We start from the raw sequence: 13,352 nt of genomic DNA on the forward strand, positions 1-13,352 counted from the left end.
GCGTTCGTCCTGAGCCAGGATCAAACTCTCCGTGAATGTTTTCCCGTAATCGGGTAGACACCACGAGAGCGGAACGACCGAGTCGGAATATGACCAGTCGTCCACTGAATCCTCGCTGTGTGCATTGCCTACCAGGCCAGAGACCCGTTAGGACTTTTCAAAGGAACCTCGAACCTGCCGAAACAGGTCGGGGTATCAACAAATATGGCGTTGACTTTTGGCACGCTGTTGAGTTCTCAAGGAACGGACGCTTCCTTTGTACTCACCCGCAGAACATTTTCTGGGGCTTTCCTCCGGGCGCTTCCCTTCGGTCTTGCGTTTCCGACTCTATCAGATCCTTTCGGGCCTGATTCCCAGTCAGCGGGTTTTGTCTTTCCGGCTGTTGGGCCGTTCCGACGTCCAAACTCTAGCGAATTTTCCCGGCGACTCATAATCGAGTCTTCGTACATCAATTTCGGCATGCCGAAATTGATCCCGAGTGGGAGATCGTGTGGAGAGTGGGTTGCCGCATTCGCGGCGGATTGTTGTCCAAGAACCGTTCCGGCTCGGGGACAACTCGAAGAACCTTACGGATCCCGGCGGGTCGTGTCAACCCCCTCTTGCGGCCACTCCCGCAGGGTCTGCGGCAGGCAGTTTCACCCCAGGTCGGTGAGGCGGCCGCCGGCGTCCGGCTGGGCGTGCTCGACGCGGCGCAGGAGGCGGATCAGCATCTCGCCGAGGACTCCACGTTCGTCGCCCGAGAGGTCCTGGAGCAGGTCCTCCTCGAAGTGTGTGGCCATCCGCATCGCCTCGAGCCACTTCGTGCGACCCTCGTCCGTCAGTTCGACGATGACCCGCACCCGGTTGTTCTCGTCGCGGTCGCGGGTCACGAGTCCCTCGCCCGCCATGCGGTCGATGCGGTGCGTCATCGCGGCCGGGGTGAGACCGAGTCGCTTGGCCAGCTCTCCGGGGCCCAGCCGGTAGGGGGCGCCGGACAGGACGAGGGTCTTGAGGACCTCCCACTCGGCGTTGCTGATCCCCAGGGCGGCGACCTGCCGGCCGTACGCCACGTTCATCCGGCGGTTCAGCCTCCCCAGGGCCGAGACGACCTGCTCGACCTGTGGGTCCAGGTCGCGGAACTCGCGCTGGTAGGCGGCGATCTGCTCGTCGAGGCTCGGCTCCTGGAGCTCGGGCTCGGTGGTGTCAGACATGGCGGGCAGTATGGCACGCCCTTCGTAGCCGTCGAAGTCCTTCGGTCTGTATTGTTGACGTTCTAACTTTAGTGCTAAAGTCTTCGGGTTCGAGTCGTTCACGTCGTTCGATGACGTGGTTCCGAGACCTTGAGGTAGGTGAGTGTGACCAGGGAAATGGGTGCAGCACTGCGGCGGATCCAGCTGGGGAGCGCGCTGAGCGCGTTCGGGCTGGGCTTCACCGTTCCGTATCTGTACGTCTACGTGGCGCAGGTGCGGGATCTGGGTGCCGGTACGGCGGGAGTCGTACTGGCGGTCTTCGCCATGGCAGCGCTCGCCGTCCTACCGTTCACCGGCCGGGCCATCGACCGGCGCGGGCCGCTGCCCGTCCTGGTCATCGCCTCGGTCGTCGCCTCCCTGGGCGCCGCAGCGCTGGGGTACTCCTCGGGCGTCACCGCCGCCGTCCTGTCGGCAGCGGTGCTCGGCGCGGGTACCGCCGTCATGCAGCCGGCGCTCGCCACGATGCTCGTCCGATGCTCCGATACGTCCACCCGCACCCGCGCCTTCGCGATGCAGTTCTTCCTGCAGAACCTGGGGCTCGGCATCGGTGGTCTGGTCGGTGGGCTGATCGTGGACACGAGCCGGGCCTCGTCCTTCACGATGCTGTTCCTGATCGAAGCGGTGATGTTCCTCGTGCTCGGTGCCATCGCGGCGACCGTGCGGATGCCGCGTACCCCTGCCGCCGTGAAGGAAGCGACGGCCGACGGGTCCGCTCCGCGCGGTGGGCTGCGGGTGCTGCTCTCGCACCGGGCCATGGTGCAGCTGTGCGTGCTGGGCTTCGTGGTGTTCTTCGCCTGCTACGGACAGTTCGAGTCCGGCCTCGCGGCGTACGGCACCGAGGCCGCCGGGATCCAGCCCTCGACGCTCGGGATCGCCCTGGCCGCCAACACCGCCGTCATCGTGGTGGCCCAGTTCGTGGTGCTGCGCATGGTGGAGCGTCGCAAGCGCAGCCGGGTCATCGCCTCGGTCGGCCTGATCTGGGCGTTCGCCTGGATCGTGGCGGGCTACGCGGGTCTCGGGCACGGCAGCCAGACCATGGCGACCGCCGCGATGATCTCCACGTACGCGCTGTTCGGGCTCGGCGAGGCGATGCTGTCGCCGACCGTCGCGCCGCTGGTCGCCGACCTGGCGCCGGAGTCGATGGTCGGTCAGTACAACTCCGCGTTCGCGCTCTGCAAGCAGCTGGCGCTGGCGGTCGGCCCTGCCGTGGGTGGTCCGATGGGGGCCTCGCTGCACGGGCCGTACATCGTGACGTTCGTCCTGTTCTCGCTGGGCATCACGGTGCTCGCGCTGCGGCTCGGCCGACGGCTCACCCCCGTACAGGACCAGCCTTCGCTCGCGGCCGTGCCGTCGCGGGTGGTGGCCGTGTCGTTGCCGGAGAACGCTTCGGCCGAGGGGCCGGCGGCGGTCGCCGCCGGGCACTGACGGGCCGGCTCCGGTCCGCTACTGCGGCAGGGCGAACTCGCACCAGACCGCCTTGCCGCCGCCGGGTGTGCGGCGACTGCCCCACGACGTGGCGATCGACGCGACGATGGAGATGCCCCGGCCCGCCTCGTCCCCCGGTGCGGCGCGGCGCCGACGCGGCAGGTGGTCGTCGCCGTCGGTCACCTCGATGATCAGCCTGCGGTCCGTGCGCCGCAGGCCCAGGCGCATCGGCGGCGTCCCGTGCTGCAGGGAGTTGGCCACCAGCTCACCGGCGGCGAGGACACCCAGGTCGCACAGTTCCATCGGGAAGCGCCACGACGTCAGCACGCCTGTCGCGAAGGCGCGGGCGCGCGGGGCCGCCTCGATGCCGCCGAGCAGATCGAGCGAGGCGTTGTGGAACAGCTCCGCCGTCGCTCCTGTGCGGGCGGGGTGCTGGACCACCAGTACCGCTACGTCGTCGTCATGTTCCGCGGTGATGTTGAGAGAACGCATCAGGCGGTCGCAGACCACCTGTGGCGCCCCCTTCGCGCCGGACAGTGCCCGCTCCAGCGCGGCGACGCCCACGTCGATGTCCTCGCTGCGGCGCTCGACCAGGCCGTCCGTATAGAGGACGGCGGTGGAGCCGGGCGGCAGCGCGATCGTGCCCGAGGTGTGGATCCAGCCGCCGGTGCCGAGCGGGGGGCCGGTCGGGTCCTCGGCGCGGTGGACCGTGCCGTCCTCGTCGCGCACGAGGATCGGGAGGTGGCCTGCGGAGGAGTAGACGAGCAGGCCCTCGTTGGGGTCGTGGACGGCGTAGGCGCAGGTCGCGATCTGGCTGGCGTCGATCTCCGCCGCGAGTCCGTCGAGTAGCTGGAGCACCTCGTGCGGGGGGAGGTCGAGACGGGCGTAGGCGCGTACTGCGGTGCGCAGCTGGCCCATCACCGCGGCGGCGCGTACCCCGCGGCCCATCACGTCCCCGATGACGAGTGCGGTGCGGCCCGCGCCGAGGGTGATGACGTCGTACCAGTCGCCGCCGACCGCGGCGTCCGTGCCGCCCGGCTGGTAGGTGGCGGCGATCCGCAGGTCGTCGGGCTGTTCCAGCTCCTGCGGGAGCAGCGAGCGCTGAAGGGTGACGGCCGTTTCACGGTGCCGGCTCTCGCTGGTGCGCAGCCGCTCGGCCGCTTCGGCGTGGTCGGTGACGTCCGCGGCGTACACGAGAACGCCGCCCTCGTGTCCCTGGGCCATGTCGCGCCGCACGGGGGTGCAGGTGACCGTGTACGAGTTGCCGCTGCCGGCCTTGCGGGACTTGACCGTGCGCGGCGTGCCGCTGCGCAGGACCTGGTCCATCAGGGGGAGCAGGCTGAGCTCGGTGAGCTCGGGCATCGCCTCGGCCGCGGGGGCACCGCAGGGGCGGGGGCCGAACGCCGCCTCGTAGGCGTCGTTGACGTACTCGATGCGGTGGTCGGGTCCGTGCACCAGGGCGACGAGGGCGGGCAGCCGGCCGAGGATGTCGCGGGCGGAGAGGTTTTCCAGGGCGGGTGCGGCGGCGGGCGGGGTGCCGGGGCCGTCGGGAGCGCCGTCCGGAGGGCCCGCTCCGGTGTCGGCCCGGTCGTACTCGGCGCGGGCCGCCGGTACGGGACTGCGGTCCTCCCGGGCGGCTCGACGCTGCGTACCGGGTAGGCGGGCGCTCCAACGCGTGAAGTTCACGGAATCCATTGCCTCGTGTGTCGGTCTGGTCCGCTCGGGCGGGCTGCTTCCTCTGCCGGGGCGTCACAAGTATGCGGTGGCGGTCTGTTGCCCCTGGGACGGTCTTCCTCGATGGTCACTGTCGGTCGCTGCCGGCCGGGTCACTCTGTGCAGATGTGAGCCCACCTATGGTCACACGTCCAGTGTGTCGGACCCTACTGACAGTCGCCGTCGTCCGGGCCGGGGCGTCTGCCTGCGGCGATCTCGAACTCGGCCCGGGGGTGCTCCAGTGAGCCCAGGGAGACGATCTCGCGCTTGAAGAGTCCGGCGAGGGTCCATTCGGCCAGGACCTTGGCCTTCCGGTTGAACGTCGGGACGCGGCTCAGGTGGTACATACGGTGCATCAGCCAGGCCGGATACCCCTTGAGCCGACGTCCGTAGACGTGCGCGACGCCCTTGTGGAGGCCCAGGGAGGCGACGGATCCGGCGTAGCTGTGGCGGTACTCCTTGAGCGGGCGGCCGTCGATCGCCGCGACGAGGTTGTCGGCGAGGACCTTGGCCTGGCGGACCGCGTGCTGGGCGTTGGGGGCCGTCTCCTTGCCCGGTTCGGTTGCGGTCAGGTCGGGGACGGCGGCGGCGTCGCCGGCGGCCCAGGCGTGGTCGGTCGCCTCGACGGTGAGCCGGGCGGTGCAGACGAGCCTGCCGCGTGCGTTCAGGGGGAGGTCGGTGGCGGCGAGCAGCGGGGCGGGCTTCACTCCGGCGGTCCACACGAGCGTGCGGGTCGGGAAGCGGGAGCCGTCGCTGAGCACGGCGATCCGGTCCTCGCAGGACTCCAGGCGGGTGTCGAGGCGTACGTCGATGTTGCGGCCGCGCAGTTCCCGGACCGCGTACCTGCCCATCGACTCCCCGACCTCGGGGAGGATGCGGCCGGTGGCTTCGACGAGGATCCACTTCAGGTCCTCGGCCTTGATGTTGTGGTAGTACCGCGAGGTGTAGCGGGCCATGTCCTCCAGCTCGGCGAGCGCCTCCACTCCCGCGTAGCCGCCGCCGACGAAGACGAAGGTGAGGGCGGCGTCGCGGATGGCGGGGTCGCGGGTGGCGGACGCGATGTCCATCTGCTCGATCACGTGGTTGCGCAGCCCGATGGCCTCCTCGATGGTCTTGAAGCCGACGCCGTGCTCGGCGAGGCCGGGGACCGGGAGGGTGCGCGAGACGGATCCGGGGGCGAGGACGAGCTCGTCGTACGGGATCTCGACGGCGCCGGTTCCGTCCTCGCCCGTGGCGAGGGTGGTGACGGTGGCGGTGCGCTTGGCGTGATCGATGCGGCGGGCCTCTCCGACGACGATGGTGCAGTGCGCCAGGACCCTGCGCAGTGGCACGACGACATGGCGCGGCGAGATGGAACCGGCGGCGGCCTCGGGGAGGAACGGCTGATACGTCATATAGGGGTCGGGGGTGAGGACGACGATCTCCGCCTCACCGCTTCTCAGTCTCTGCTTCAGCTTCCGTTGGAGACGCAGCGCTGTGTACATCCCGACATAGCCCCCACCGACGACGAGAATGCGCACACCCGGCGGGGGGCCGGGGGGTGTTCCCCCAGAATCTGAAGCCATCACCACCCCATGACGCAACGTGCGCAGGAGTTTGTCCACAGCCTCGGCAAATTGTGTGACCGGAGGTTCTGTAGGGGCCGCGGTGGGCGACCGTGCCGTATATACGGAAGTCCCGCAGGTCAGAGGTTATGGAGAGGGCTGTGGGAGGGGTGCCGGTGGGTGACCGGCCGGTCCGTGCTCCGCGCGGACGGCGCTCCCGGCGGGCTGCCCCCTTCTGAATTGACCCTGGCTCAACTATGTTCGTATGTCGTCGGGGTGTCGGACGGTGACCATCGATCCACCCCTGACTGACACGGCGGGAGTCTCCGGGGGGAGACGTCATAACCGGGGGAACAGTTATGCATATTCAGGAATCGCATTGGCCGACTGCTGCGGTCACGTCCGAAGGAAACGGACGGATCGGGGCAGTCGGCACAGTGAGCGGTGTCGGGGCCGGCGGGACCACCGCGGCGTCGGGGACCGTGAGCACGCTGGGCGACCGGGCCGGCGGAGCCGGCACGCACGGGCGCTCGGCACCGCTGCGTGTGGACGCGCAGCGCAATCTGGAACACGTGTTGCGGGCCGCGCGCGAGGTGTTCGGCGAGCTGGGGTACGGCGCTCCGATGGAGGACGTGGCGCGCCGCGCCAGGGTCGGTGTCGGCACGGTGTACCGGCGCTTCCCCAGCAAGGACGTGCTGGTGCGCCGGATAGCCGAGGAGGAGACCGCGCGGCTGACCGACCAGGCCCGTTCCGCGCTGGGTCAGGAGGAGGAGCCGTGGTCGGCGCTGTCGCGCTTCCTGCGGACGTCGGTGGCCTCGGGCGCCGGGCGGTTGCTGCCTCCGCAGATACTGCGGGTCGGCGTCGAGGTCGACGAGTCAGCGGTGGTCGGCGACGCGGGTGCCGTACGGGCCTCGGAAGCGGCGCCGGGCGACGCGTGGGACGAGCCCCGGGTGCCCCAGCAGCGCCAGGAAACCGGTCAGGCTCCGGTCCAGGCCGGTCTGCGGGTGGCCGAGCACCCTTCCGGACCGGCGGACGTGAGCGAGGACCTCGGTGCCGGGGCGGCCGATCTGCTGGAGGTCGTGGGACGACTGGTCGACCGGGCGCGGGCTTCCGGGGAGCTGCGCCGCGATGTGACGGTGGCCGATGTGCTGCTGGTCATCGCGACGGCGGCGCCCTCGCTTCCCGACGCGGACCAGCAGGCGGCGGCCTCGGCCCGGCTGCTGGACATCCTGTTGGAGGGACTGCGCTCGCGCCCCGCGTGAGCTCGGCCCGGAGGCCGCAGGGGGCGAGGGTCGGAGAGGAAGAGGCGGGACGCGGCAGGTCCGGGCCGGCTGGGCCGAGCCGCGCTGCTGCCCCTGCCCGGATGGGGCACGGTCGGCTGGGGGCTGTTCGGATGGCCGCTTCCTTGTGGGCTGCTTCCGGCTGACTCGTCGCGTTCCGTCCCCACTGCACCGTCAACACATCCAGTTGCTCCTTCCCCGAATGGGTGTCGACTAGTGCTCGCCTTCGGGAAAACTCCCCGGATGAGTGGTTGGCGGGGCTGAAGGGCCGCTGTTCCTGCGCTCTGTGGCACGCTTGCCCGGTATTCGGGCCGAAAGCGCATACGGGGGCGTCCGCGATGAGCGGTGACGGGCAGCAGGAAGAGCCGCTCGACGGTGTGTCCATCTCCGGCGGCGGTACGGAGGCGGGCGCACCGCCCGGACATCAGGTGCCGAGCCAGGCCGGGCGCCGGCGCTCGGAGCCCGGGGAAGAGGGCGGCGGTACCGTCCTGCCCGGACCGTGGCCGCCCGCTCCCGTCGAGAACCCGGCGGGTACCGGCACGGACGCGATCGATCCCGCGGCCGCGGTGCCCATGCAGCGGGCGCCCCGCAGCACGGCCGCGGGGGACGCCCCCTCCGACGCCCGCTTGATCCAGCAGATGCGGGAGGGCGACGGCCTCGCGTACGAGGAGTTGTTCCGCCGCCACTCCGATGCGGTGCGCCGCTATGCGCGTACCTGCTGCCGGGACGCGCACACCGCGGACGACCTGACGGCTGAGGTCTTCGCCAGGACCCTGCAGGCGGTACGGGGCGGCAAGGGTCCGGAGGAGGCCGTGCGGGCCTATCTGATGACGGCGGTCCGGCACGTCGCCGCCGCATGGACGAAGACCGCGAAGCGAGAGCACCTGGTCGACGACTTCGCGGTGTTCGCGGCGCAGGCGTCGCGCACCTCGGAGGTGTCGGACGCGGACACGCTCGATCTCGGTGCCGACGTGATGGCGATGCACGAGGCCGAGCAGACGATGGCGATGCAGGCGTTCCGCAGTCTCCCGGAGCGCTGGCAGGCCGTCCTGTGGCACACCACCGTCGAGGAGGAGTCGCCCAGTGACATCGCCCCGCTGTTCGGACTGACGGCCAACGCCACGTCGGTGCTGGCCAGCCGCGCCCGTGAAGGGCTCAAGCAGGCCTATCTGCAAGCCCATGTGAGCCAGGCGCTCACCTCCGGCGGCGACTGTGCGCGCTACGCCGACCGGCTCGGCGCGTACGCCCGCGGAGGCCTGCGGATGCGGGCCGAGCGCGGCCTGCGCGGACATCTGGACGAGTGCGCGAAGTGCCGGCTCGCGGCGGGCGAGTTGGCCCATGTCAACGCCGGGATCCCCGCGCTGCTGCCGGTCGCGGTCATCGGCTGGTTCGCCGCCGGATACGCGCTCAAGGCCGCCGGGATCGTGGCAGGTGGCGCTGCCGGTGCCGCCGGTGCGGGAGCCGCCGCCGCGGCGACCGGCGGAAGCTCGTCCGCCGGTTCTGCCGGGGGCGCCGCGGCTTCCGAGGGGCTCGGTGCGCCGGCGAAGGCCGGTATCGCGGCGGCGGTCGCCGTCGCGGCCGCGGCCGGGCTCGTGTGGGCGCTGGTAGGCGACGATCAGCCGCGCCCCGAGGCGAAGCCGGTCGCCAGGCCCCCGGTCGTGGCGCCCGCCGTGCCTACTCCCACACCCCCGAAGCCGACACCGATGCCTCCAGCGCCCGCGCCCGTGCCACCGGCGCCCGCACCGCCGGAACCCACGCCCACATCCACTCCGACGCCCACCCCGACGCCCACCCCGGCGCCCACCCCGACGCCGCCCCCGAAGCCCACTCCGGCCCCCACCCCTCCGCCGCCCACGCCCACGCCCCCGGCGCCGACTCCGCCGCCGCCCGCACCGGCCCCGGAGGTGTACCAGGTCAGCGAGCTGGACTACACGCTGCTCGGTGACCACACCGGGCCCGAGGTCGTGCTCGAGGAGAGCAGTTGGGTCTGGCAGCGTTCCGATATGTCGATCGGCGGCACTCAGTACGCGCACGGGGTGACCGTCCACAGCCGTTCCTCGGTCTACATCCAGCTGAACCGCCCGTGCACGCGCTACGAGGCGATGGTCGGCGTGGACGACCTGACCATGGGGCTCGGCTCGGTGCGGTTCTCGGTGTTCAACGGCGACGGGGCACGGCTCTGGCAGTCCCCCGTGATGAACGGTGACGACCCGGCCGTGCCCGTGAGCGTCGGCATCGAGGGTCAGGAGCGGATCCGGCTCGTCGTGGAGCCGACGACCCCGTTCGGCGGCGTGGCCCTCGCCGACTGGGCCGAATCGCGCATCAGCTGCCGCTGAGCGATCGGCCGGGAGCCTTCCCGTACGGCCTCCGTCGTCACGGCAGGTCCGCGGTGACGCTCTCCAGCAGAGTGATGACTCCGTCGATGGTCAGCCCGACGCCCGCGACGCGCTCCTGCTCGTAACGGACGGCACCCAGTTCCTTGCGGGCCAGTTGCTCGGCCGCGTCGACCTCGGCCTGCTCGGCCGGGGTCCTGGGTCCGGACAGCCGCCAGCCCTCGGCGGCGGCGAGGACGCTCGCGGCTGCCGCGTGAGCGCCCACCTTCGGCAGCACGGTCACCACGCCGTCCGCCAGGTATCCGGTGACGATCTCGGCGCACCGCGCGTCCCTCGCCGCGACCAGGGCCGCCGCCAGCCCGCGCAGCCCGGCGACGGGGCCTCCCGCGGGCTCGGGTTCCTCCACGGAGATGCGGGCCGACAGCCCCTCCAGCGCCACGGTGAAGTGCGAAGGCGGGCCACCACGCCCGGTCTCCCCCTGGGCGGCGACGAGCGCGTGCCGAGCGGCCGCCACATCGCCGCGGTGGAACGCCATGGTGGCCCGGAGGTAATGGATGTACGCGGCGGCGTCGTGCACCTGGTGACTCTCCGCCTCGGCCTCCGAGCGGTCCAGCCCCTCGGCGGCGGCGGCAAGGTCGCCCGTGCGGTAGGAGAGTTCGGCGAGCCGGGCGAGCAGGAACGGGGCCTCGGCGTGTGCCCCGACCTCGCGGGCGAGCAGCAGCGCCTCCTCATAGGCCGCACGTGCCTCGTCGTAGCGCCCACGCATCATGCCCGCCTCCGCTGCGGCGCTCGCGACCTGGGCGCGCATCCAGCGGTCGCCGATGCGGCGGCTCAGCACGCGCAGTTCGGCGAGGTCGTCGTCGATCCCTGGCATGCCACCGGGCATGTCGACGATCATGTGGGTGCGGAACATCAGGGTGATTCCGTACTCCCACTCGCCCCCGTGGACACGGGCGTTGTCGACAGCCGCGTCGATCTTCCGCCGTACGTCTTCCGCCGTTCCGGTGAGGAACGAGGTCATCGGCCAGAGCAGCCCGGGGAACCGGGCGCCCCGCGGCCCGGAGGCGGCGAACACGTCGGCCACCCGGCTCACGAACGCGTGGAGCCGCGCGTCGTCCTGGTCCGTCTCGGTCGACCCACGCTCCGCCGCGTAGAAGAACCACAGGATGTGAAGGTTCATCCGGTCCCAGTACCGGGCGTCCGTGTCGTCTGCGGGGTCCTGGCCGAGCGCCAGGACCTTCACGGTCCAGGCGAGGCCCTCGGGGCGGTAGTTGCGCAGCCACCAGAACCAGGCCAGGCCCAGCACCAGCCGTGTCGCGTCCTGTTCGCGGGGGAGGGCGGCGTCCGTGGTGCGGTGCAGGGCGGCGCGGATGTTGTCGAGGTCCGTCTCCAGGCGCTGGATCCAGGGGAGCTGGTCTCCGGAGCGCAGACGCGGTTCGGCCTCCTCGACGAGCGCGGTGAAGTACGCGGTGTGCGCGCGTCCGGCTGCGGCCCGTATCTCCGGGGTCTCGGCTATGCGCTCGACGGCGTACTCGTGAATGGTCTCCAGGAGCCGATAGCGCATCGTGCCGTCCGCGGCCGGGGCGGCGACGACCAGGGACTTGTCGACGAGGGCGCCGATCAGGTCGGCGGTGCCGGCGGAGGCGTGCGGGCCGGGGCGGGCCGGTGGGCTGATGACGGCTTCGGCGGCGGTCAGGTCCCAGCCGCCCGCGAAGACGGAGACCTGGCGCAGGGCGGTGCGTTCGTCCTCGTCGAGGAGGTCCCAGGACCAGTCGACGACAGCTCGCAGGGTCTGCTGGCGGGGCAGCACGGTCCGGCTGCCGCCCGTCAACAGGCGGAACCGGTCGTCGAGCCGGTCCGCGATCTGACGCGGCCCGAGCAACCGCAGTCGGGCAGCCGCGAGTTCGATGGCGAGGGGAAGGCCGTCCAGGCGGCGGCAGATTTCGGCTACGGCTTCCGCATCATGCGCTGGTTCGTGTTCGGGGTCGAATCCAGGGCGTACGGCCCTGGCGCGCTCGGTGAACAGACGGTGGGCGGGGTCGGCGGGCAGCGGGTCGACCGGTCGTACGGACTCGCCGGGGACGCCGAGCGGTTCGCGGCTGGTCGCGAGGACGCGCAGGTGTGGGCAGCGGGTCAGCAGGGTCTCGGCCAGCGCGGCGGCCGCCCCGATGACGTGCTCGCAGTTGTCGAGGATGAGGAGGACGGGCCGGGCGCGCGAACCGAGGCGGTCGATGAGCAGGTCGACCGGGTCGGCGCGGGGGAAGGGCCCGTCGTGGGTGCTGTCCCGCAGCAGCGTCGTCTCGCGCAGCCCGAGCGCGGACAGCACGGCTCCCGGGACGGCGTCGGGGTCCTCCACCGGAGCGAGTTCGGCGAGCCAGACGTCTCGCGGAGCGGCGGCGGCCTGGCTCTCGCGCGCGGCGGACTCCTCGGCGAGGCGGGTCTTGCCCGAGCCTCCGGGGCCGGTGAGCGTGACCAGCCGGGACCGGATCAGGTCGTCCCGGATGGCACGGAGCTCGGGTTCACGGCCCACGAAGGAGGTGAGCCGGGGGCGAAGGTTGCCCCGGGGCGGTTTCACGTGAAACGTGCCGGTCGGGGCGGGAGTGGCCGGTGCGGGGGCGAGCAGTTCGCGGTGGAGGGCGGCCAGTTCCGGCCCGGGGTCGGTTCCGAGGCCGTCGGCGAGGGTGCGGCGCGCGTCCTCGTACGCGGCGAGCGCGTCGGCCTGCCGGCCGTCGGCGCGGAGGGCGCGGATGAGCTGGGCCCGGAAGCGTTCGTCGTACGGGTGGGCGGCGGTCAGCTCCGTCAGTTCGGCGACGAGGGCGGCGGGGGCGGCGGCGGCATGGGCATCGGCGGCGGCATCGGGATCGGGCGCGGTTCCGGCCGCCCGCTGCGCCTGGGGCACCGCACTGCGCAGGTCGGCCTCGATCCGGCGCTCCAGTGTGGCGAGGCGGTGGGCCTCCGGACGAAGGGCGTGGCCGTGGTCCCCGTCGGGCAGGTCGGCGAGGGCGGGGCCACGCCAGAGGGCGAGTGCGGTACGCAGGGTGCGGGCGGCATCGGCCGAGGCGCCGGCCTCCAGCTCGGCCCCGCCCTGCCGGGCCAGCCGCTCGAACACGTACAGGTCGACGTCGTCCGGCCGGGCGGCGAGGCGGTAGCCGCCGGGGCTGCTGGTCAGCGCATCCTTGCCCAGCACCCGGCGCAGCCGCCCGACGAGGGCCTGGAGCGCGGCGGTGGCGTCCGCCGGGGGCTCGTCCGCCCAGACGTCGTCCACGAGCTCGCCAACGGGTACGGCGCGGTCCGGCCGCAGAGCGAGGGCGGCCAGCAGGGCGCGCAGACGCGTACCGCCGAGGGGCAGCGCCGCGCCACGCTCGTCTCGCGCCTCCGTGACGCCCAGGATCAGATACCGCACCCCGCCATTGTGTCCCGATGCTCGGACAACGGGGCGTCGGATGCCGCACCACGACGCGTAATGCGGGAAGCCGCCGCGGGAGACCGGGCGCGGGGAGCGGACGCAGGAAGCGGGAGCCCCCGTGCAGGAGACCGGACGCGGGAAGCGGATGCCGGGGCCGGGCCGTGGGAGGCCGCCGCGGACCAGGGCCTGTCCGGCGGCTCAGGGTCGGCCAGGGTGCGGCTCTGGTGCGGTACATCGCAAGGCGCCGGAGCGTTTTCATAGCGCAGCTATCCGGACGTCTCGGCAACGCGGCAAGGTGCTGTGTCAGACCCGCCACCCCGGCCCTGATCCGCCGGACAGGCCTACGCGGCAAGGTGCCGTGCCGGACGCCGCCACCCCGGCGCTGACCCGCCGGACAGGCCAACGCGGCAAGGTGCCGTGCC

At 71.9% G+C, this 13,352-nt stretch carries 7 protein-coding genes; 3 read left to right on the plus strand and 4 right to left on the minus strand.

The window, feature by feature from the left end; translation table 11 throughout:
* Positions 1-635: 635 nt before the first annotated feature.
* Positions 636-1,190: a MarR family transcriptional regulator gene (locus ACIBJG_RS02935; RefSeq protein ID WP_352123066.1), complete on the minus strand. Its 555-nt coding sequence runs from the start codon at positions 1,188-1,190 to the stop codon at positions 636-638.
* Between the two features lie 156 nt (positions 1,191-1,346).
* Here ACIBJG_RS02935 and ACIBJG_RS02940 point away from each other — a divergent pair, with 156 nt between their 5' ends.
* Positions 1,347-2,654, plus strand: a complete 1,308-nt coding sequence (locus ACIBJG_RS02940; RefSeq protein WP_399303845.1) for an MFS transporter — start codon at positions 1,347-1,349, stop codon at positions 2,652-2,654.
* Positions 2,655-2,672: 18 nt separating this feature from the next.
* On the opposite strand, the gene ACIBJG_RS02945 is transcribed toward ACIBJG_RS02940, so the two are convergent.
* Both ACIBJG_RS02945 and ACIBJG_RS02950 read right to left on the minus strand, forming a co-directional pair.
* Positions 2,673-4,340 carry a SpoIIE family protein phosphatase gene (locus ACIBJG_RS02945; protein WP_399303308.1) on the minus strand — a complete coding sequence of 556 codons (1,668 nt, stop codon included), beginning with the start codon at positions 4,338-4,340 and terminating at the stop codon, positions 2,673-2,675.
* 194 nt (positions 4,341-4,534) lie between these two features.
* Positions 4,535-5,932, minus strand: a complete 1,398-nt coding sequence (locus ACIBJG_RS02950; protein ID WP_399303310.1) for an NAD(P)/FAD-dependent oxidoreductase — start codon at positions 5,930-5,932, stop codon at positions 4,535-4,537.
* A gap of 338 nt (positions 5,933-6,270) precedes the next feature.
* On the opposite strand from ACIBJG_RS02950, the gene ACIBJG_RS02955 reads away from it, so the two are divergent.
* Together ACIBJG_RS02955 and ACIBJG_RS02960 are read left to right on the plus strand one after the other, a co-directional pair.
* Positions 6,271-7,173, plus strand: coding sequence for a TetR/AcrR family transcriptional regulator (locus tag ACIBJG_RS02955; protein WP_399303312.1), 903 nt, complete (start codon positions 6,271-6,273; stop codon positions 7,171-7,173).
* Positions 7,174-7,529: 356 nt separating this feature from the next.
* Entirely contained in the window at positions 7,530-9,527 is a 1,998-nt protein-coding gene (locus tag ACIBJG_RS02960) for a sigma-70 family RNA polymerase sigma factor (protein WP_399303314.1), read from the plus strand.
* A 37-nt stretch (positions 9,528-9,564) separates the two neighbouring features.
* On the opposite strand, the gene ACIBJG_RS02965 is transcribed toward ACIBJG_RS02960, so the two are convergent.
* On the minus strand, positions 9,565-12,927 hold the full coding sequence (locus tag ACIBJG_RS02965) for a BTAD domain-containing putative transcriptional regulator (RefSeq protein ID WP_399303316.1): 3,363 nt from the start codon (positions 12,925-12,927) through the stop codon (positions 9,565-9,567).
* Between the last annotated feature and the right edge of the window lie 425 nt (positions 12,928-13,352).

Origin of the sequence: Streptomyces sp. NPDC050422 (assembly GCF_044458665.1) — a bacterium.
Lineage (GTDB): Bacteria > Actinomycetota > Actinomycetes > Streptomycetales > Streptomycetaceae > Streptomyces.